Below are 19,481 nucleotides of genomic sequence, written 5' to 3' on the forward strand. Positions count from 1 at the left end.
CTAAAACGCCTCCCGCACCCTCACCCGCAAAGTCGCCAGCAGGCTGAAGCCGCGCACCAGCAGGAAAACGTGCAGCGCCGCCCACAGGCCGTGATTGCCGAGAGACGGCGCCAAGCTGAACAATGCGGCGCTGAAGGCCAGGAACGAGACCAGCATCATGTTGCGCATGTCGCGCGACCACGTGGCGCCGATGAAGACGCCGTCCATCTGGAAGGCCAGCACGCCGCTCAGCGGTGTCAGTGCCGCCCACGGCAGATAGATGTCGGCAACAGCACGAACGTCCGGCGACGTGGTGATCAACGAAATCAGGCCGGCGCCGCCGAGCCAGAAGATCAGCGTGGCGGTTCCGGCGAGGCCGAACCCCCAGAATAAGGTCAGACGTACCGCCCGGCGGAACGCCGTCTCGGCACGTGCGCCGATCGCGCGTCCCGCCAACTGTTCGGCCGCGGTGGCGAAACCGTCGAGAAAATAGCCGGCGACGAGGAAGAAGTTCATCAGCACGGCATTGGCGGCCAGCGTCAGCGTGCCGAACTGCGCGCCCTGGCGGGTGAACAGCGCGAAAGCGGCGAGCAGCGAGAACGAGCGGATCATGATATCGCGGTTGAGCGACAGCATGCGCAGGAAAGCGGGCATGTCGAGCAGGCGATGCCGCGGCAGGCGGGGTGCGGCCCGGAAGCGCCAGACAACGATGGCGAGACCCAGCAGCATGGCCAGACATTCGCCGGTGACGGTCGCCCAGGCCACGCCGGCGACGCCCCAGCCAAGCTTCAGGCCGAGCAGGATGCAAAGCACGATGTTGATGCCGTTGAGCACCGCCTGCAGCATCAGCCCAAGCCCGCCCTCGCCGCGTCCAAGGACATAGCCGAGGATGGCGTAGTTGATCAGCGTGAAGGGGGCGGCGAGCATTCTGATGTGGATATAGACGCCCATCGCCTCGCCGACGCGCGCTTCGCCGCCGATGAATTTCTGGCCGGCGATGGCGATCAGCGGCGCAAGGACGACAAGCACGATGCCGGCGGCGACCGCGATCAGCACGGCGCGCCAGAACACCGCCTGCTCCTCGGTTTCGTCGCCGCGCCCAAACGCCTGGGCGACGAGGCCGGTGGTGCCGGAGCGCAGGAAATTGAAGGTGCTGAAGACGACGTCGAAGACCAGGGCCCCGGCCGCCAGGCCGCCGAGCAGGGCGGCATCGCCGAACTGCCCGACCACCGCCGTGTCGACGATGCCGAGCAGCGGCGTCGTCAGATAGGCGAGCGTCATCGGCACGGCGATGGCGAGCACCGAACGGTTGGTGACGGCGAAGGGTCTCGCGTCGGCTGGGGTTGCACCCGTGTCCAGGGGATTGCTGCCTTGCTGGTTGCGGCTTGATCGAACAGCCGATGTGCCCCATTTTCCCGCCACCGCGCAATCACTCTTGCCGTGACGGCCAACCGAAATGTTCTTCTGGCGCGAGCCCGCCGGATCCCAGTACTGGTTTTAAGCAATTCCCAAAGGGAGGCGCTACGCGCTTCTCCCGGGAAAACCGCTGCACACTTTTCCTGGAATTGCTTTAGCCATGCCCCTGCAGATCGTCCATCATCCCGACTACGATGCCGGCTTCGCCGTCAATCATCGCTTTCCGATGAGCAAATATCCGCTGCTGATGCAGGCCTTGCATATCAGGGGTCTGATCCATGCCGGGGCGCTGTCGATGCCCGAGCCGGCGCCGGCCTCCTGGCTGAAGCTCGCCCATGCGGCTGATTATGTCGACCAGGTCATCACGTGTTCAGTGCCTGAAAAGATCGAGCGCGAGATCGGCTTTCCCGTGGGACCGCGCGTTTCGCTCAGGGCGCAACTCGCCGCCGGCGGCACGGTGCTGGCGGCGCGACTGGCGCTTATCAATGGCATTGCCTGCAACAGCGCCGGCGGCAGCCACCATGCGCGGCGCGCGCAAGGCGCGGGCTTCTGCACCTTCAACGATGTTGCCGTCGCTTCGCTGGTGCTGCTAGCCGAAGACGCGGTGAAAAACATCCTGATCGTCGATCTCGATGTGCATCAGGGCGACGGCACCGCGGACATCCTGAAAGGAGAGCCACGCGCGTTCACCTTTTCCATGCATGGCGAGCGCAATTATCCGGTGCGCAAGATTGCCTCCGATCTCGACGTTGCCCTGCCGGACGGCACCGGCGATGGCGCCTATCTCGAACGGCTGGGTGTCCTCCTGCCGGAGCTCTCGGCCAAGGCGCACTGGGACATCGTCTTCTACAATGCCGGTGTCGACGTGCATGCCGAGGACCGGCTCGGCCGGCTGTCGCTCAGCGATGACGGCGTACGTGCCCGCGACGCCATGGTGATCGGTCATTTCCGCGCGCTGGGCATCCCGGTCTGCGGTGTCATCGGCGGCGGCTATTCGACCGATGTCGCAGCGCTCGCCGCGCGCCACGCCATCCTGTTCGAGGTGGCGTCGGACTTTGCCTAAGTGGCCTTTGGTTTGAGCATGATCTTTTCCGAAAACCGGTTGCCACTTTTCGGGATCATGCTCCGCTTCACTTGCGGTAGTTCGCGACCCTGAGCAGGATGAACACCGGCACGACGATCGCGGCGCCGAGCAGGATATAGCCCAAGAAGCGATAGACCGCGTTGAAGCCGAGGTTCCAAAGATCGATGAAGAAACCCTGGATGCGGTAGAAGACGTCCATCGGCGTCCAGCCGAACGCATTCATGACCAGGCCGACCAGGAACGAAACGACCAGCAGCTTGACGATCACCCTGACGGGCGAGTCACCGAGAAAGCGCGTCACTGTGGACAAGGGGCCTGCCTCCAGATTGGTGTGCCCGGATTCGGGGTACAAACCCACGAATACGCACTTGCTGCGCCCGCATCAAGGCGGGCGGACGGCGCAATCGGTCGGGTTTCCAACAGCCGTTTCCGAACAGCTGTCCAAGGGCGATTGCCCGAAGCACGCCCATCATGATATCGAGAGGCCGACGCGGGTATGATGTAATGGTAGCTTGTCAGCTTCCCAAGCTGAACGCGAGGGTTCGATTCCCTCTACCCGCTCCAGTTCCTATCCCACTTCCCGCAAGATAAAATCGTGCAGCATCTTGGCTGCCGGCGACAGCACGCGGTTCTTCACCGTGATCAGGCTGTAGGGGCGGACCTCGATGTCGAACTCGGTCTGGACGACATCGATGGCGCCGGCGAGACCGTCGGGGTTCTGGATGAATTTTGCCACCTGGATCGACACCGGGGCGATGGCGTCGGACTGCGCCACCATGACCAGTGTGAGCAGCAGCGACGAGGTGTTGAGGATGCGGTCCGGCAGGGCGATGTTGCGGTTCAGGAAATTGCTCTCCATCGCCTGGCGCAGCGGCGACCCGCCCGACTGGAACACCCAGTCAAAGGCGGCGGTGTCCTCCAGCCTCACCGCCTTCCCATTGTTTAGAGGATGGCCGTTGCTCAGCGGGTGGCCTCGGCGCACGATCAGGCAGGCCTTCTCGACGCCGATGACGCGCGATTCGAACAGGCGCGGATTGAGGTCTTCGGGGACACGGGCGATGATGAAATCATGGCGCGTGGCGATCAGTTCGCGCGCCAGCACATTCGACGTCTCGACCTGCATGGTAATCTCGATGCGCGGATAAAGGCGGCGTATCTCGCGGATCGCCGGGACCGCCAGTTCGATCGCCGGCGCCGTCACCGCGCCAAGGAACACCGAGCCGCCCTTGCCGGCCTTGAGCTCCGATATTTCGCGGTCGGCCTCGCGCATTTCGAGCAGGATCGAGCGCGCGCGCCGCGCCAGCGCCTTGCCGTAAGGGGTGAGCGTGATGCCGCGCGGCAGCCTTTCGCACAGCTTGACCTCAAGCACCGCTTCCATCTCGGAAATCATGCGCGAGGCCGCCGGCTGCGAGATGTTCATCACCTGGGCGGCCGCGCTCACCCGACCGTGATCGTCCAGCGCTGCGATCATGCGCATGTGACGCAGGCTCAAGCCACTGCGCAGAAGTGTCTCGCCATCGCCCGGCAATTCATCGTAACCGCTTGAAATTCCCTGAGGACCTCGTAAAGCCGCCATGCCTTTTCCCGCTTCCGCCACTGTTCCAGCCCGGTCTAGTCATATACCGGTTTTGGTATAGCAACCACCGAAGATCGCATTTGACAGTTATGGCAAAGGGTCACATTTTCGCGCGTCCTCAAGACTTGACGGTCGATGACGAGCAAAATCGTATCGATTTAAATCAAGACTGAGGGCCGATTGGGAGGATACCGGAGATCGATTATGACGGCGGCGGCGCTTTGGCGCATCCGCCCGACTGCGCGGCCCGCGAAGCCCCGAGGTGTCGCGTCCATCAACCAGGGAGAGTTTTACGTGAAAATCATCAAGACACTGGCCGCCGTCGCGGCCCTTGGCATCGCTGCCATGACCTACTCGGCGCACGCAGCCGACAAGGGTCTTGTCGGCGTGCTGATGCCGACCAAGACCTCGCAGCGCTGGATCAATGACGGCGATGCCGTCAAGTCCCAGCTCGAAGCTCTCGGCTACACGGTCGACCTGCAGTACGCGCAGGACGACATCCCCAACCAGCTCAGCCAGCTGGAAAACGAAATCACCAAAGGCCCGAAGGCGCTGATCATCGCTTCGATCGACGGCACCACCCTTTCGGACGCGCTGCAGAAGGCCGCCGACGCCGGCGTCGTCGTCGTCGCCTATGACCGCCTGATCAAGAAGACCGCCAATGTCGATTACTACACCACCTTCGACAATTTCGGCGTCGGCGTGATCCAGGCGAACTCGCTGGTCAAGGGTCTCAAGGAGCGCTTCCCGAACACCAAGCCGTGGAACGTCGAACTGTTCGGCGGCTCGCCGGACGACAACAACGCATTCTTCTTCTACAACGGCGCAATCTCGGTGCTGCAGCCGCTGATCGATGACGGCTCGATCAAGATCAAGTCCGGTCAGACCGGCATGGACAAGGTCGGCACGCTGCGCTGGCTCGCCGCGACCGCCCAGGCGCGCATGGACAACCTGCTGTCGGCCAACTACTCGGACGGCAGCCGCGTCGATGGCGTTCTTTCGCCCTATGACGGCCTGTCGCGCGGCATCACCGCTTCGCTGCGCGCCGTCGGTTACGGTACCGACGCCCAGCCGTGGCCGATCGTGACCGGCCAGGACGCCGAGACCGCTTCGGTCAAGCTGATCATCACGGGCGAGCAATACTCGACCGTGTTCAAGGACACCCGCGAACTGGCCAAGGCCACCGTCGAACTCGTCGACAAGGTGCTCTCGGGCGGCAAGCCGGACGGCCTCGATGAAAAGACCTACAACAACGACGTCAAGGTCGTCCCCTCGATCCTTTTGACGCCGCATGAGGTCGACAAGTCGAACTACCAGGCACTGGTCGTCGACTCCGGCTACATCAAGGCCGACGAACTGAAGTAATCCGTTTATAAAGACAGGGGTCCTGCGCGACGCAGGACCCCTTTCCGTTCACAAGCGACCCCGGTATTGTTTCTACCGGACTTTGTTTCCGTGCATGTCGTTGTCTCAAACCGCAAGCACTTTTGAGCGACATGCAACAGGAGGAGCTTGCCCTGATGACGACGATTTTGGAGATGCGCGACATCACCAAGACGTTCCCCGGCGTGAAGGCGCTGTCGAACGTCAACCTCAGCGTCGAGGAAGGCGAGATCCACGCCGTGGTTGGCGAGAACGGCGCCGGCAAGTCGACGCTGATGAAGGTTCTGTCGGGCGTCTATCCCGCCGGCACATATGACGGCCAGATCATTTTTCAGGGTCAGGAATGCCAGTTCAAAGGTATCCATGACAGCGAACACAAGGGCATCGTCATCATCCACCAGGAGCTAGCGCTGGTGCCGATGCTGTCGATCACCGAGAATATCTTCCTCGGCAACGAAAACGCCCGATATGGCGTCATCGACTGGGATGCCAACGAGGCGCGCACCGCTGCCTTGTTGAAGAAGGTGGGCCTCAAGGAGGACCCCAAGACACTGATCACCAATATCGGCGTCGGCAAGCAGCAGTTGGTCGAGATCGCCAAGGCGCTGAGCAAGGACGTCAAGCTTTTGATCCTCGATGAGCCGACCGCGTCGCTCAGCGAGAAAGACAGCCAGGCGCTGCTCGATCTTCTGCTCGAATTCAAGCGACAAGGCATGACCTCGATCCTGATCTCGCACAAGCTCAACGAGATCAACCGGGTCGCCGACAAGGTAACCGTCATCCGTGACGGGCGCACCATCGAGACGCTGGCCAAGAAGGATATCTCCGAAGACCGCATCATCACCTCGATGGTCGGCCGTTCGCTCGACGACCGCTATCCGCCGCGCGAGCCCAAGATCGGCGAAGTCGTGTTCGAGGTGAAAAACTGGTCGGTCTATCACCCGCTCCATGCCGAGCGGCAGGTGATCAAGGGCATCGACCTCAATGTGCGCAAGGGCGAGGTGGTCGGCATCGCCGGGCTGATGGGCGCCGGCCGCACCGAATTCGCCATGAGCCTGTTCGGCCGCTCCTATGGCCGCCGCATCACCGGCGAAGTGCTGCTCAAGGGCAAGCCGGTCGATGTCTCCTCGGTAAGCAAGGCGGTCCAACACGGCATCGCCTATGTCACCGAGGACCGCAAGACCTACGGCCTCAACCTCATCGACCATATCAAGCATAACATTACGCTGGCCAATCTCGACGGCGTGTCGCGCCACAGCGTGATCGACGACATGCGCGAACTTGCGGTCGCCAACGACTATCGCAAGAAGACCAATATCCGTGCGTCAAGCGTCTATCAGATGACCGGCAATCTTTCCGGCGGCAACCAGCAGAAGGTGGTGCTGTCGAAATGGCTGTTTGCCGATCCTGACGTGCTGATCCTCGACGAGCCGACACGCGGCATCGATGTCGGCGCCAAGTATGAAATCTACACGATCATCGCGCGCCTTGCCTCGGAGGGTAAGGCGATCGTGGTCATCTCGTCGGAAATGCCGGAATTGCTGGGGATTACCGACCGCATCTACGTCATGAACGAAGGGCGCATGGTGGGCGAAATGCCGGCGGCGGAAGCAAGCCAGGAAAAGATAATGCGCGCCATCGTCCGGGGAGAAGGAAAAGCAGCATGAGCACCGAAAGCGCCCCCGCCCCGCAGGGCAACGTCGCCGACGAACAGCGCCCGCGCATCGCCGTCTCGGCGCTGGCGACGAATTTACGCGAATACGGACTGATCATAGCCCTGATCGTCATCATGCTGTTCTTCCAGTTCACCACGTCGGGGACGTTGTTCAAGCCGGTCAACCTCAGCAATCTGGTGCAGCAGAACTCCTTCATCATCGTGATGGCGCTGGGCATGCTGCTGGTGATCGTATCGGGCTATATCGACCTCAGCGTCGGATCGGTCGCCGGTTTCATTGGCGCGCTGGCGGCAAACATGATGGTCATCTGGCAACTCGGACCGCTGAGCAATCCCCTGGTGGTTTCGATCGTCTGCCTGGTCGCGGGTGGCCTGATCGGCGCCGCGCAAGGGTATTGGATCGCCTATCACCGGATACCGAGCTTCATTGTCACGCTGGCCGGAATGCTGATCTTCCGCGGCATTTGCCAGGCGTTGCTTGGCGGCGGCTCGTCGGTGGGTCCGCTTCCCGACGACTTCAAGATGCTCAGTTCCGGCTTCATCCCGGATGTGATCGGCCCACTGACGCTCGTCCCGCCGGTCGTGAACGCAGCCGGCAAGACCATCATGGGCAGCGGCGTGACCCTGCACATGACGACGGTCGTGCTGGGGCTGATCGCCGTGCTCGCCTATGCCTATTTCGGGGTCCGCACCCGGCGCAAACGAGAACGCCATGGTTATGAGGCCGAGCCCTTCACCCTGTTCGTCGTCAAGACGCTGGTCGCCAGCGCGCTGGCGCTGTTCCTGGTCTATGAGTTTGCCAGCTACCGCGGCCTGCCCGTGGTGCTGCTGGTCATGGGCGTGCTGATCACGCTGTTCGTCTTCGTCACCAAGCGCATGACCATCGGGAGGCGCATCTACGCCATGGGCGGCAATCCCAAGGCGGCGCAGCTGTCGGGCATCAACACCGAGCGGCTGACGCTGATGGTGTTCATCAATATGGGCGTGCTGTCGGCGCTTGGCGGCCTGATCATCGCGGCTCGTCTCGGCCAGGCGGTGCCGGCGGCGGGTCTCGGCTCGGAGCTCGATGTCATCGCCGCAGTGTTCATCGGCGGCGCCTCGGCGATGGGCGGCGTCGGCCAGGTTATCGGGGCGGTCGTCGGCGGCTTCATCATGGGCGTGATGAACAACGGCATGTCGATCATGGGCGTCAATGTCGACTGGCAGCAGGTGGTCAAAGGCCTGGTGCTGCTCGGCGCCGTGATCTTCGACGTCTACAACAAGAACAAGGCCTGACAAGCTTCAGCGAGGCAAGCAGGAGGCATACGGTCGCGGCGCAGCCGGCAAGTTGTCGGCACAAGAAGTCCCCCGAGGGATGGAGCTCGCGAGCGCAATCCGGACGAAGAGTTCAACCCGTGGCGCGGCGAGGTCCGAGCCGCGCAGGTCAAGGTTTGCCAAGGGGCAACCCGGCCAAGGCACATGAGAGAGGATTTCATCATGCTAATCTCCCAGATCCTCGACGACGCCGAGACCATCCGCGTCGTCGCCCGCAATGGCGGCGGCAAGACCAGGATCATCAACGGCGCCCGCAGCGTCTATTCGCTGGCCATGGAAGCCGCGCGCACCGGAACGGGCCTCGCCGCGCTGATCGAGCGCAAGGGGTTCGGTGAAGCGATAGACCTCGACGCCGTCTACAAGAAGGGCCGGCTGGTGTCGCCGATCAACCATCCCGATCCTGCGCATCTGCATCTGACCGGCACCGGCCTGACCCATCTCGGCTCGGCGGCGACGCGCGATTCCATGCACAAGAAGCTCAGCGATGGCGGCGAGGAGCAGCTTACCGATTCCATGAAGATGTTCCGCATGGGGCTCGAAGGCGGCAAGCCGGCCAAGGGCCAGACCGGCGTGCAGCCGGAATGGTTCTACAAGGGCAACGGCACCATGGCGGTGGCGCCGGGCGCCGCACTGATGTCGCCGGCCTTTGCGCAGGACGCCGGCGAGGAGCCGGAAATCGCCGGCATCTATGTCATCGGCGACGACGGCGCGCCGTTCCGCGTCGGCTTCACGCTGTCGAACGAGTTTTCCGATCATGTTACCGAGCGGGTGAACTATCTGTTCCTGGCACATTCCAAACTGCGCAACGCCTCGTTCGGGCCGGAAATCCTGATCGGCGACCTGCCGGCCGACGTCAGGGGCTCATCGCGAATCTATCGCGACAGCAATTTGCTGTGGGAAAAGCCGTTCCTGTCGGGCGAAGCGAACATGTCGCACACAATCGCCAATCTCGAACATCATCACTTCAAATATTCGGCCTTCCGCCAGCCGGGCGACGTGCATGTGCACATGTTCGGCACGGCGACGCTGTCTTTTGCCGACGGCATCAAGACTCAGGCCGGCGACGTTTTCGAGATCGAGGCCGCGGATTTCGGCCTGCCGCTGCGCAACCCGCTGGAGATTGAGCAGCCGGTTAAGGTGGCGGTGAAGGCGCTTTGAGGCAGCATCACAATTTGGGAGCCGGAAATGAACGGAATGCGGCTTGTCATTGTGTTCACGGGCGTGGCCCTGTTCCTGACCCAACCGTCGGTGGCCTTTAGCGCCGGCCAGTGCAGCCCGAAGTCCTATCGTGAAGCCCGTTTGGCGATGACGAGCCGTCTTCTAGCAACCGGCTATTCGAAAGCCCAGGTGAGCTTTCTGATGCGCAACACGGATCACATGACATCAGCGCTTCGCAGCGACAGGCTGAACAACAATGGCAAGGTCTGCGGCATCGACTCCGCCAAGGCCCATGTCCTCGGTTGCCTCGACAAGCAGTTGTTCCCGTTGAAGCGCGGCTCAAACGCTTCGCTCGACGAGGTCAAACTGACCGAAGGCTTTTGGGGCAGGAAACGTTTGGCCGCACGCGAACTGCTGTTTATCGGCCATTTTCATGCCTGCCTTGGCGCCGCGAAATCGTATCTCTTTCGCGGCTGACGCCGGCGGACGGGACTCAATAGATATCGAAATCGAAATACTTGGCCTGGATCTTCTTGTAAGTGCCGTCGGCGACGATGGCGTCTATCGCCGCATTCAGCTTGTCGCGCAGCGCCGTGTCTTCCAGGCGGACAGCGATGCCGGCTTGCGTCTCGGTGCCCTTGACGTCGCCGACAAGCTTGCAGCAGCCTTCGCTCGCCTTCTTCAGCCAGTCCATCAGCACGAACTTGTCGGAGATGACGGCGTCGAGACGGCCGTTCTGCAGGTCGGTGATCGCCTCTTCCTGGGTGGGGTAGAGTTTCGCCTCGGCGCCGGCCTTGCCATAGGCGTCCTGCGCATAGTCGGCCTGGGTGGTCGAGGCCTGCGCGCCCACCGTCTTGCCGGCAAGGGCTGCCGGTTCGGTGGAAGTGAGGTCGCTGTCCTTGGGCGCCACCAGCGCCAGCGGCGTCGTGTAGTATTTGTTGGTGAAGGCGACCTGTTTCTTGCGCTCCTCGGTGATGCTCATCGAGGCGATGATGGCGTCGAACTTTTTCGCCTGCAGCGCCGGGATGATGCCGTCCCAGTCCTGGGTGACGATCTCGCACTCGACCTTCATCTGCGCACACAGCGCATTGGCAATGTCGATGTCGAAGCCCTCGATCTTGCCGTCCGCGGTGATGGTGTTGAAGGGCGGATAAGCGCCCTCGGTGCCGATCTTCAATTTCTCCTGCGCCTCAGCCAGCGAGCCGGCCGATATCACCAGCATGGCAGCGCCCGCTGCCGATATGATCCATCTTGAAATCTGCATTTTGGTTCCCCTTGCGCGCCGTTCTCTTGCCGGCCACCGAAAGGCAGCCAAGCATGGTGAGGCAGCGCAGGCAAGTATTTTGCCTGACGGTGATCGAAGGTTCAGCCGGCGGGGCGGAAATGCTTGGAGAGCTTGAGGCCTTGCGCCTGGTAATTCGAGCCGAGATCGGTGCCGTAAAGCGCCTGCGGCCGCTTCAGCATGTGTTCGTAGACCAGCCGGCCGACGATCTGGCCGTGGTCGAGGATGAACGGCACTTCGTGGCTGCGCACTTCGAGCACCGCCCGGCTGCCGGTGCCGCCTGAGGCCGAATGGCCGAAGCCCGGATCGAAGAAGCCGGCATAGTGAACACGGAATTCGCCAACCAGCGGATCGAAGGGCGTCATCTCGGCGGCGTAGAGCGGCGGCACGTGCACGGCTTCGCGGCTGACCAGGATGTAGAACTCGTCCGGGTCGAGCACCAGTTCGCCGGCGCCGCTCTTATAGAGCGGCTCCCAGAAATCGACGGCATCCTGGGCGGCGCGCTTGTCGACATCGACCAAGCCGGTGTGATGCTTGCCGCGATAGCCGACCAGGCCGTTCTGGTCGCCGTCAAGATCGATCGACAGCGCAATGCCGCCGCCGGAAATGTTGGGCGGCTCGGTCGCCACCAGCATCTCGGCGCGGTGCAATTCGTTCAGTTCTGCCTCCGACAACAGCGCGTTGCCGGTGCGAAAGCGGATCTGCGACAGCCTCGATCCGGCGCGTACGACGATCGGGAAGGTGCGTGGACTGACTTCGAGATAAAGCGGCCCGTGATAGCCGGGGGCGATCTTGTCGAACTCATGGCCGCGATCGGTCATCACCCGGGTGAAGATGTCGAGCCGGCCGGTCGAGCTCTTCGGGTTGGCCGAGGCCGACACGTTTGCGGGCAGCGCCAGGCTTTCGAGCAGCGGCACGATGTAGACGCAGCCGGTTTCCAGCACCGCGCCCTCGGCGAGACTGAACTCATGCAATTTCAGCCGGTGAAGCTTGTCGGCCACCAGATGATCGGGACCCGGCAGGAAGGAGGCGCGCACGCGAAAAGCCTTGTTGCCGAGCCTCAGATCGAGGCTCGCCGGCTGCACCTGGTCGACATCGAGCGCGCGCGGCGACTCCAGCGCGCCGGACTGAAACAGCGCGGAAATGTCCTGATCGGGAAGAATGCCTGTCTGCCGCAAAAGGCTGGCTCCGCTCCAAGGTCGGTCTCTTTGTGGCAGGTTCTTGCCGCAAAACCGCTGGATATTATTGCGGAACCTGCCTGGTACAAACCTCTTAATGAAGCCGGCAATTGACGCAAGCGCAGGTGAGGTCTAAAGGGTCGTTATCCCGTGGTGATTTGGCCGGTCGGCTTGCAGCCACGTTAAACAAGTCGCTAAAGGACCGTCGGGCCGCAAGGCCATATGGACCGGTTGCGACTTTCGCGGCCGGTTTTTTTGTGTCTGGAACAAAAGCGATGAGCACCAAGAAGCGTAACTGGAAGCCTCAGACCGCACTCGTGCACGGGGGAACACTGCGTTCACAGTTCGGCGAGACGTCGGAAGCGATGTATCTCACCCAGGGCTATGTCTATGAAACGGCGCAGGCCGCGGAAGCCCGTTTCAAGGGCGAGGAGCCGGGCTTCATCTATTCGCGCTACGCCAACCCTACCGTCGACATGTTCGAAAAGCGCATGTGCGCGCTGGAGGGTGCCGAAGATGCGCGCGCCACGGCGTCCGGCATGGCGGCGGTGACGGCAGCGCTCCTGTGCAGCGCCAAGGCCGGCGACCATATCGTTGCGGCGCGCGCGCTGTTCGGCTCCTGCCGCTGGGTGGTGGAGACGCTGGCGCCGAAATACGGCATCGAGGCAACGCTGGTCGACGGCACCGACATCGCCAACTGGGAAAAGGCGGTGCGGCCGAACACGAAACTGTTCTTCCTGGAAAGCCCGACCAATCCGACGCTGGAAGTGGTCGACATCGCAGCGGTGGCGGCGCTCGCCACCTCGATCGGCGCCAGGCTGATCGTCGACAATGTCTTTGCCACGCCCTTGCAGCAGAAGCCCTTGCAGCTCGGCGCCCATATCGTCGTCTACTCCGCGACCAAGCACATTGACGGCCAGGGACGCTGTCTCGGCGGCATCATCCTGTCGGACAAGAAATGGATCGACGAGAATTTGCACGACTATTTCCGCCACACCGGCCCGAGCCTGTCGCCGTTCAACGCCTGGACGCTGCTCAAGGGCCTGGAGACGCTGCCGGTTCGGGTGCGCCAGCAGACGGAAAGCGCGGCCAAGATCGCGGATTTCCTGGCAGGACGGCCGGAAATCGCCCGCGTCATCTATCCCGGCCGCGCCGACCACCCGCAGGCCGACATCGTCAAGAAGCAGATGACGGGCGGATCGACGCTGATCTGCCTCGACGTCAAGGGCGGCAAGCAGGCGGCCTTCGCCTTGCAGAACGCGCTCGACGTCGTGCTGATCTCCAACAATCTCGGCGACGCCAAGAGTCTGATCACCCATCCGGCGACCACCACGCACAAGAACCTCAGCGACGAAGCTCGCGCCGAGCTTGGCATCGGGCCGGGAACGCTCAGGCTGTCGGTCGGTCTTGAGGATACGGACGATCTGCTGGAGGACGTTGCGCAGGCGCTGAAGGCAGCCGGATAGGCCGCGAGGCGTCACGCTCCCGACGAAACCTCTTCCAGTTCGGCCGTCTTGGTGCCGATGGTCATGGTGTTGCCGCGCCAGTCGACGGCGCCGCTCAGCCAGCCGCGCGCCCAGATGGCGGGAAGCATCATGTCGCGGACCATCATCGCCGGGACCATGCGCAGCGACAGATGCCAGCCCTTGGCCGCGGCCAGCGCGCATTCGGGAATGTAGGCCGCCGTCAGCACGGCCATCACCGTGGCCGGCAGGCTGATGCCGGCACTTGCGGCCGCCACCAGCGCCAACGCCAACGGCACGGCGACGCCGGTCAGGATCTCGGGTGCGAAAAACAGTGGGAAGGTGACGCGGCGCAACCGCGCCCAGCGCGCCTGGCGCGACCAGATGTCGGCAAGTCGGCGCTGCCCCAGTGGTTGCTCGAAAGGCGAGGCAACGAGATTGACGTGCAGGCCCAGTCCGTTGACCAGCTTGGTTGCAGCAGCATCCTCGGCGATCTCGGCGGCCAGCGCGCGGATACCGCCATTGGTATCGAGCATCGGCTTGTTCCACAGCATGCTCTTGCCCTGGGCAAAGCCGAGACCGAGCGCCTCGCCGGCATATTGCCAGCGCGCCTGCAGCGTGTTGAGGAACGCGCATTCGACCTCGGCCCAAAAGCCATCCGGCCGAGAGCCGATCGGCGTCGAGCAGATAAGCCCGGTATTGGTCCGCCAGGCCGCCATCAGGTGCTGGACGTAATCCCTTGGCATCAGCACGTTGGAATCCGCCAGAATAACCCAATGATAGCGCGCCGCTTCCCAGCCCTTGACGCAGTTGTTGAGCTTCGGGTTGCTGCTGACGCGGTCGTCGCCGATCAGCAGCCGGGCCGGCACGTTGGGAAACAGGACGATCGCCCTGTTTATCAGTTTGACGACGGGATCGTCGGCGTGAGCGACGCAGAAGATCAGTTCGTAGCGCGGCCAGTCGAGCGAGAAGGCTCGCTGCAGCGTCTCTTGTGTGAACGGCTCCACGCCGCGCGACGGCACGACGATCGAGACCGGTGGCTGCTCGCCGGACGGCGGAGGGATAAGGCGACGCGCTTGCAGTTTCGACGAAGCAAGCAGGATGCTGGCGAGATTGGAAAGAAGCAAAGCGGAGGAAGCGAAGGCGGCTGTGAGAGCTGGTTCCATCGAGATCTGGTCACTCCGGAAAGGCCGCTCGCGGCTGCTTTGTCAGTCGACAGATGGGCCTTGAGTCGCCGGCAAGGTTTGCGCACACCAACATTGTCATGTGTCACTTAAATGACATTGTTTGTCGGCACTGCGCTTTGAGGCTGGCAGGACATGCCGCTCTGCGCGTATCAAACCGCATGGCGCGACAAATGTTCCCTGCTGCGCAACCGGAGCAGCCCATGTACCGCGCCGTCACGCGCAACATCGAAGTGCAGGTCAGACCGTTCTACCTGGAGGACCGCTCGGACCCGGCGGAGAACCGTTATGTCTGGGGCTACCAGGTGACGATCGACAACCAGTCGGACGATTTCGTGCAGCTTATGGCGCGTTACTGGCACATCACCGACGGCAGCGGCCGGGTCGAGGAAGTGCGCGGCGCCGGCGTGGTCGGCGACCAGCCTGAGCTCAATCCCGGCGACAGCTATCAATACACGTCAGGCTGCCCGCTCTCGACGCCCTCCGGTTTCATGGTCGGCCACTACACCATGCGCAACAAAAAGGGCGAGACGTTCGACGTCGCTATTCCCGCGTTTTCGCTGGATCTGCCGGGGACCCGACGGACGGTGAATTAGGGGTTTTCTCCCCGTCACTATACGGGGAGAAGGAAGAGATGCTACTGAGTTGCAAACTCCGCCGGGTCGAAGTCGTACTGCTTCGAGCAGAACTCGCAGGCGACGTGGATGCCGCCATCTTCGGTGCTGTCCTTGATCTCCTGCGCGGAAAACCCCTCGAGGATGCCGCGTATCTTGTCCCTTGAGCAGGAACATTGGTCGGCGACCGGCACGCCGCCGAAGACGCGCACGCCATGTTCGTGGAACAGCCTGTAGAGCAGCCGCTCGGCGCCGATGGTCGGGTCGATCAGCTCGGTCGGCTCGATGGTGCCGAGCAGCGCCACCAGCTCGCGCCACGAATTGTCGGCCGGCTCCTGCGTCACGTCACGCGGATCGCCGTCGCCGCCCGAAATGTCGGGCACGCGCATGCGCTCGGGTGACTGCGGCAGGAACTGCGCCAGGATGCCGCCGGCGCGCCACTGCTCACGAGCGCCGCCGGGACCTGGCGTCAGCAGCTTGGCCACCGACAGCCTGAGGTCGGTCGGGATCTGCTCCGACTGGCGGAAATAGGTGCGCGCGGCGTCTTCCAGCGTCTCGCCGTCGAGTTGGACGATGCCCTGATAGCGCTGCGTGTGCGCGCCCTGGTCGATGGTCAGCGCCAAAACGCCGCTGCCCAGCAGCGTCTGCTGCGAGGTCTGGCCTGCGGCCACCAGGGCCTCCAGCCGGTCGGCATCGAAGCGCGCATAGGCGCGCAATGCCGAGGGCGTGGAGAAATCCGCGACCAGCATGTCGACAGGCCCGTCGGTGCGGGTCTGCAGGATGAACTTGCCTTCGAATTTGAGCGAAGTGCCGAGCAGCACCGTCAGCACACAGGCTTCCGCCAGCAGGCGGGCGACCGGCTCGGGATAGTCGTGACGGTTGAGGATGGCGTCGAGCATCGGCCCGAGTTGCACGGTGCGGCCGCGCACGTCGAGCGGGCCGACCTCGAAGGGTACGACATGATCGTCGCCGGCATAGCCGAACTCGCCGAGTTTGGGGTGATGTTCATTCACTTGATGCGTTTCCAACATGACAAAGCTCCAGGGCGCGGCCATGCGGCCCGGAGGGGTGCATGCGTCCAAACGCGCTTGATTTGCGTGATGGGGCGCAAATAGGCATCGCGCCGCCCCGGATCAAGCGCTTGGAGATCAAGCGCCTGGAGATCAAGCGCCCAGACACCAGGCCAAAACCGCCTTCTGGGCGTGGAGCCGGTTCTCGGCTTCGTCGAAGACAACCGAATGCGGACCGTCGATGACCTCGTCGGTGACTTCCTCGCCGCGATGCGCCGGCAGGCAGTGCATGAACAGGGCGTCGGGCTTGGCCCTCGCCATCAGCGCCGCATTGACCTGATAGGGCGAGAAGACATTATGGCCGCGGGCGCGGTGTTCCTGGCCCATCGACACCCAGCAGTCGGTGACGATGCAGTCGGCCTGGTCGACGGCCTCTTCGGGCGAGCGGGTGAAGTGCAGCTTGCCGCCATTGGTCTTCGACCAGTCAATGTGCTTCTGCGCCGGCTCGCTGCCTTCCGGCACGGCGACATTGAGGTTGAAGCGGAACCGCGCCGAGGCCTCGAGCAGCGAATGCAGCACATTGTTGCCGTCGCCGGTCCAGGCGATGGTCTTGCCGGCAACCGGACCGCGATGCTCTTCGAAGGTCATGATGTCGGCCATCAGCTGACAGGGATGAGTGTCGTCGGTCAGCCCGTTGATGACCGGAATCGTGGCATTCTCGGTCAGCTCGAGCAGCCGCTCATGCGACGTGGTGCGGATCATGATGGCGTCGACATAGCGCGACAGCACCTTGGCGGTGTCGGCAATGGTCTCGGAGCGGCCGAGCTGCATTTCGGTGCCGGTCAGCATGATGGTCTCGCCGCCGAGCTGTCGCATGCCGACGTCGAAGGACACGCGCGTGCGCGTCGACGGCTTGTCGAAGATCATGGCCAGCACCTTGCCTTCGAGCGGTTTGGTCCGTTCGCCGGCCTTGAGGCGCGCCTTGCGCACCACTGCATCGTTCAGCATCAGGCGCAGATCGCCTTCGGAAACGGCGGAAAGATCGGTGAAATGGCGAAGGCTCATCGGGAATGGTTCTCGGGATTACTTCGCGGCGGCCGCGGCGATGGCGTCGGTCAGGCCCTTGGCGCCGGCGCGGATGCGATCGAGCGCTTCGCCGATCTCGGCGTCGGTGACGGTCAGCGGCGGCAGCAGACGAATGACGTTGTCGCCGGCCGGCACCGCCAGCAGATGCTGGTCGCGCAGCGCCATGTTGACCTTGGTGTTGGGCATGGCGCATTTCAGGCCAAGCATCAGGCCGCTGCCCCTGATGCCTTCGATGACATCGGGAAATTCGTCGGCGACCGCCGCCAGGCCCTGCTTCATCAGCAATGCCTTGCGCTGGACGTCTTCGAGGAAGCCGTCTTCCAGCACGACGTCGAGCACAGCGTTGCCGACCGCCATGGCCAGCGGATTGCCGCCGAAAGTGGTGCCATGCACGCCTGCCGTCATGCCGACGACAGCGTCGTCGGTGGCGAGGCACGCGCCCATCGGGAAGCCGCCGCCAATGCCCTTGGCAATCGCCATGATGTCGGGCGTCACGCCGGTCCATTCATGCGCGAACAGCTTTCCGGTGCGACCGATACCGCACTGGACCTCATCGAAGATCAGCAGCAGGCCATGCTGGTCGCAGAGCTGCCGCAGCCGCTTCAAGGATTGCGTCGGCACCGGGCGGATGCCGCCCTCGCCCTGTACCGGTTCGATCAGGATCGCGGCGGTCTCTGGTGTGATCGCCTTCTCGGCGGCGTCGATGTCGTCGAAGCCGACCTGGTCGAAGCCTTCGACCTTGGGGCCGAAGCCTTCGAGATATTTGTACTGGCCGCCGGCGGCGATGGTCGCCAGCGTGCGGCCGTGGAAGGCGCCTTCGAAGGTAATGACCCGGAAGCGCTCGGGATGGCCCTTGACGAACTGGTAGCGCCGCGCCGTCTTGATCGCGCATTCGAGCGCCTCGGCGCCGGAATTGGTGAAGAACACCTTGTCGGCGAAGGTGGCGTCAGCCAGCCGCTCGCCGAGCCGGGCCTGCCCCGGGATCTCGTAGAGATTGGAGACGTGCCAGAGCTTGGCCGCCTGTTCGGTCAGCGCCGAGACCAGATGCGGATGGCCGTGGCCCAACGAATTGACCGCGATGCCGCCAGCGAAATCGAGATATCGCTCGCCCTTGTCGGTAACCAGCCAGGTGCCTTCGCCATGGTCGAAGGCCAAAGGGGCGCGGGCAAAGGTCTCGTAAAGCGCCGAACCGCTCATTATATGCGTCTCCGGTACCGGAAAATCAAAAAAGCCGCCAAAGCGGCGGCCTTTGCGGCTTATCGTGTTTTTCGGCCATGAAGTCAACGAAAACGTCGTGCAGAGGCGCGCTGCAAGCTCCCGACGAGACGCCGGCTCATAAGCGACCGGGCAAGTTGGGGAAAACCTAAAAAACCGATTCGTGTTGCACTTGGGACTCTTGTCACCGAGTCAACACATGAGGTAATTGTAGTCGGGAAATAACTAGATTTCGTGCGGCGGACCTAATCACCTAATATATGTGGTGTCTGCCCCGGCAAAAATCGCCGGGTCGGGAGTGGATTCCGGCTGCCGCACACTTAGCAGGAGCGCGGTCTCATGAACTGGACTGACGAGCGGGTCGAACTTCTCAGGAAACTGTGGTCGGAGGGCTTGAGCGCAAGCCAGATCGCCGCACAACTCGGCGGGGTCAGCCGAAACGCGGTCATCGGCAAGGTGCACCGGCTGAAGCTGTCGGGCCGCGGACGCTCGACCGCAACGCCGGCGCGTCAGAAGAAGACAACGCAGGGATCTTCGATCCAGAAATCGGTGCCGCGCGCCGCAACCGCGCAGCGCCATGTCACGACGTCGATCGGGGCGAACGCGCTGCAGGCGCAGTTCGACGCCGAGCCAGTGGCGCGCCACTACATCCGCCCGGTCGAAAACGTCGTCGTGCCGATCTCGCGGCATCTGCAGCTCACCGATCTCACCGAGCGCACCTGCAAATGGCCGAATGGCGACCCGCTGTCGGAAGACTTCAACTTCTGCGGCAACGAGGCGGCTGAAACCGGACCTTACTGCAAGTACCACGCAAGGGTTGCGTTCCAGCCGGCTTCAGAGCGGCGCAGGAGCCGGTAGTTAGGG

At 63.1% G+C, this 19,481-nt stretch carries 18 protein-coding genes, 1 tRNA gene and 1 riboswitch; of the genes, 10 read left to right on the forward strand and 9 right to left on the reverse strand.

The features are described 5' to 3' along the window. Complete coding sequence (locus NKL06_RS12585; RefSeq protein WP_023692526.1) at positions 1-1,338, reverse strand: MATE family efflux transporter; 1,338 nt, start codon at positions 1,336-1,338, stop codon at positions 1-3. A gap of 217 nt (positions 1,339-1,555) precedes the next feature. Here NKL06_RS12585 and NKL06_RS12590 point away from each other — a divergent pair, with 217 nt between their 5' ends. Beyond that, complete coding sequence (locus NKL06_RS12590) at positions 1,556-2,458, forward strand: histone deacetylase family protein (RefSeq protein WP_023681940.1); 903 nt, start codon at positions 1,556-1,558, stop codon at positions 2,456-2,458. 67 nt (positions 2,459-2,525) lie between these two features. On the opposite strand, the gene NKL06_RS12595 is transcribed toward NKL06_RS12590, so the two are convergent. After that, positions 2,526-2,789: a DUF6460 domain-containing protein gene (locus NKL06_RS12595; RefSeq protein ID WP_023681941.1), complete on the reverse strand. Its 264-nt coding sequence runs from the start codon at positions 2,787-2,789 to the stop codon at positions 2,526-2,528. Between the two features lie 180 nt (positions 2,790-2,969). Between NKL06_RS12595 and NKL06_RS12600 the strand changes: the two genes are divergently transcribed. Continuing rightward, positions 2,970-3,043, forward strand: a tRNA-Gly gene (locus tag NKL06_RS12600). Between the two features lie 4 nt (positions 3,044-3,047). Here NKL06_RS12600 and NKL06_RS12605 read toward each other — a convergent pair. Then, on the reverse strand, positions 3,048-4,055 hold the full coding sequence (locus tag NKL06_RS12605; RefSeq protein WP_023681942.1) for a LysR family transcriptional regulator: 1,008 nt from the start codon (positions 4,053-4,055) through the stop codon (positions 3,048-3,050). 294 nt (positions 4,056-4,349) lie between these two features. Between NKL06_RS12605 and chvE the strand changes: the two genes are divergently transcribed. The 5 genes from chvE to NKL06_RS12630 all read left to right on the forward strand — a co-directional run bounded on the left by chvE (position 4,350) and on the right by NKL06_RS12630 (position 10,062). Next, positions 4,350-5,420, forward strand: a complete 1,071-nt coding sequence (gene chvE / locus NKL06_RS12610) for a multiple monosaccharide ABC transporter substrate-binding protein (protein WP_023681943.1) — start codon at positions 4,350-4,352, stop codon at positions 5,418-5,420. A 152-nt stretch (positions 5,421-5,572) separates the two neighbouring features. Beyond that, on the forward strand, positions 5,573-7,105 hold the full coding sequence (gene mmsA, locus NKL06_RS12615; RefSeq protein WP_031203726.1) for a multiple monosaccharide ABC transporter ATP-binding protein: 1,533 nt from the start codon (positions 5,573-5,575) through the stop codon (positions 7,103-7,105). Beyond that, the gene (gene mmsB, locus NKL06_RS12620) at positions 7,102-8,388 is read left to right on the forward strand and encodes a multiple monosaccharide ABC transporter permease (protein WP_023669637.1); all 1,287 of its coding nucleotides are present in this window, start codon (positions 7,102-7,104) and stop codon (positions 8,386-8,388) included. The genes mmsA and mmsB overlap by 4 nt, the downstream gene beginning before the upstream one ends. Positions 8,389-8,589: 201 nt before the next feature. Next, positions 8,590-9,585 (forward strand): AraD1 family protein, encoded by a 996-nt coding sequence (gene araD1, locus NKL06_RS12625; RefSeq protein WP_023692527.1) that lies wholly within the window; start codon positions 8,590-8,592, stop codon positions 9,583-9,585. 27 nt (positions 9,586-9,612) lie between these two features. Beyond that, positions 9,613-10,062: a hypothetical protein gene (locus NKL06_RS12630; protein ID WP_031208582.1), complete on the forward strand. Its 450-nt coding sequence runs from the start codon at positions 9,613-9,615 to the stop codon at positions 10,060-10,062. 16 nt (positions 10,063-10,078) lie between these two features. On the opposite strand, the gene NKL06_RS12635 is transcribed toward NKL06_RS12630, so the two are convergent. Together NKL06_RS12635 and NKL06_RS12640 are read right to left on the reverse strand one after the other, a co-directional pair. Beyond that, positions 10,079-10,849 (reverse strand): ABC transporter substrate-binding protein, encoded by a 771-nt coding sequence (locus NKL06_RS12635; protein WP_023669635.1) that lies wholly within the window; start codon positions 10,847-10,849, stop codon positions 10,079-10,081. Between the two features lie 101 nt (positions 10,850-10,950). After that, positions 10,951-12,045: a 2'-deoxycytidine 5'-triphosphate deaminase gene (locus tag NKL06_RS12640; protein ID WP_023681946.1), complete on the reverse strand. Its 1,095-nt coding sequence runs from the start codon at positions 12,043-12,045 to the stop codon at positions 10,951-10,953. A 140-nt stretch (positions 12,046-12,185) separates the two neighbouring features. Continuing rightward, positions 12,186-12,263: riboswitch (SAM riboswitch) on the forward strand. A gap of 57 nt (positions 12,264-12,320) precedes the next feature. Here NKL06_RS12640 and NKL06_RS12645 point away from each other — a divergent pair. Beyond that, positions 12,321-13,511 carry an O-succinylhomoserine sulfhydrylase gene (locus NKL06_RS12645; RefSeq protein ID WP_023692529.1) on the forward strand — a complete coding sequence of 397 codons (1,191 nt, stop codon included), beginning with the start codon at positions 12,321-12,323 and terminating at the stop codon, positions 13,509-13,511. Between the two features lie 11 nt (positions 13,512-13,522). Here the strand turns inward: NKL06_RS12645 and NKL06_RS12650 are convergent, their stop codons facing one another. After that, complete coding sequence (locus NKL06_RS12650) at positions 13,523-14,674, reverse strand: ceramide glucosyltransferase (RefSeq protein WP_023669632.1); 1,152 nt, start codon at positions 14,672-14,674, stop codon at positions 13,523-13,525. A 221-nt stretch (positions 14,675-14,895) separates the two neighbouring features. Here NKL06_RS12650 and apaG point away from each other — a divergent pair, with 221 nt between their 5' ends. Then, the gene (gene apaG, locus NKL06_RS12655; RefSeq protein ID WP_023669631.1) at positions 14,896-15,288 is read left to right on the forward strand and encodes a Co2+/Mg2+ efflux facilitator ApaG/CorD; all 393 of its coding nucleotides are present in this window, start codon (positions 14,896-14,898) and stop codon (positions 15,286-15,288) included. Positions 15,289-15,329: 41 nt separating this feature from the next. On the opposite strand, the gene NKL06_RS12660 is transcribed toward apaG, so the two are convergent. The 3 genes from NKL06_RS12660 to NKL06_RS12670 form a co-directional block, all read right to left on the reverse strand. Next, complete coding sequence (locus NKL06_RS12660; protein WP_031208580.1) at positions 15,330-16,361, reverse strand: Hsp33 family molecular chaperone; 1,032 nt, start codon at positions 16,359-16,361, stop codon at positions 15,330-15,332. 108 nt (positions 16,362-16,469) lie between these two features. Beyond that, entirely contained in the window at positions 16,470-17,381 is a 912-nt protein-coding gene (gene argF / locus NKL06_RS12665; RefSeq protein ID WP_023692531.1) for an ornithine carbamoyltransferase, read from the reverse strand. Between the two features lie 18 nt (positions 17,382-17,399). Continuing rightward, on the reverse strand, positions 17,400-18,599 hold the full coding sequence (locus NKL06_RS12670; protein WP_023692532.1) for an aspartate aminotransferase family protein: 1,200 nt from the start codon (positions 18,597-18,599) through the stop codon (positions 17,400-17,402). 357 nt (positions 18,600-18,956) lie between these two features. On the opposite strand from NKL06_RS12670, the gene NKL06_RS12675 reads away from it, so the two are divergent. Then, positions 18,957-19,475, forward strand: a complete 519-nt coding sequence (locus NKL06_RS12675; RefSeq protein ID WP_023692533.1) for a GcrA family cell cycle regulator — start codon at positions 18,957-18,959, stop codon at positions 19,473-19,475. Positions 19,476-19,481 lie beyond the last annotated feature (6 nt).

Source organism: Mesorhizobium sp. C268A, assembly GCF_040324475.1.
Classification (GTDB): domain Bacteria; phylum Pseudomonadota; class Alphaproteobacteria; order Rhizobiales; family Rhizobiaceae; genus Mesorhizobium.

Coding starts and splice junctions, on each gene's coding strand:
- NKL06_RS12590 (WP_023681940.1), top strand. CDS start 1,556: ATGCCCCTGCAGATCGTCCATCATCCCGACTACGATGCCGGCTTCGCC.
- NKL06_RS12605 (WP_023681942.1), bottom strand. CDS start 4,055: ATGGCGGCTTTACGAGGTCCTCAGGGAATTTCAAGCGGTTACGATGAA.
- mmsB (WP_023669637.1), top strand. CDS start 7,102: ATGAGCACCGAAAGCGCCCCCGCCCCGCAGGGCAACGTCGCCGACGAA.
- araD1 (WP_023692527.1), top strand. CDS start 8,590: ATGCTAATCTCCCAGATCCTCGACGACGCCGAGACCATCCGCGTCGTC.
- NKL06_RS12630 (WP_031208582.1), top strand. CDS start 9,613: ATGAACGGAATGCGGCTTGTCATTGTGTTCACGGGCGTGGCCCTGTTC.
- NKL06_RS12635 (WP_023669635.1), bottom strand. CDS start 10,849: ATGCAGATTTCAAGATGGATCATATCGGCAGCGGGCGCTGCCATGCTG.
- NKL06_RS12645 (WP_023692529.1), top strand. CDS start 12,321: ATGAGCACCAAGAAGCGTAACTGGAAGCCTCAGACCGCACTCGTGCAC.
- NKL06_RS12650 (WP_023669632.1), bottom strand. CDS start 14,674: ATGGAACCAGCTCTCACAGCCGCCTTCGCTTCCTCCGCTTTGCTTCTT.
- apaG (WP_023669631.1), top strand. CDS start 14,896: ATGTACCGCGCCGTCACGCGCAACATCGAAGTGCAGGTCAGACCGTTC.
- NKL06_RS12660 (WP_031208580.1), bottom strand. CDS start 16,361: ATGGCCGCGCCCTGGAGCTTTGTCATGTTGGAAACGCATCAAGTGAAT.
- argF (WP_023692531.1), bottom strand. CDS start 17,381: ATGAGCCTTCGCCATTTCACCGATCTTTCCGCCGTTTCCGAAGGCGAT.
- NKL06_RS12670 (WP_023692532.1), bottom strand. CDS start 18,599: ATGAGCGGTTCGGCGCTTTACGAGACCTTTGCCCGCGCCCCTTTGGCC.
- NKL06_RS12675 (WP_023692533.1), top strand. CDS start 18,957: ATGAACTGGACTGACGAGCGGGTCGAACTTCTCAGGAAACTGTGGTCG.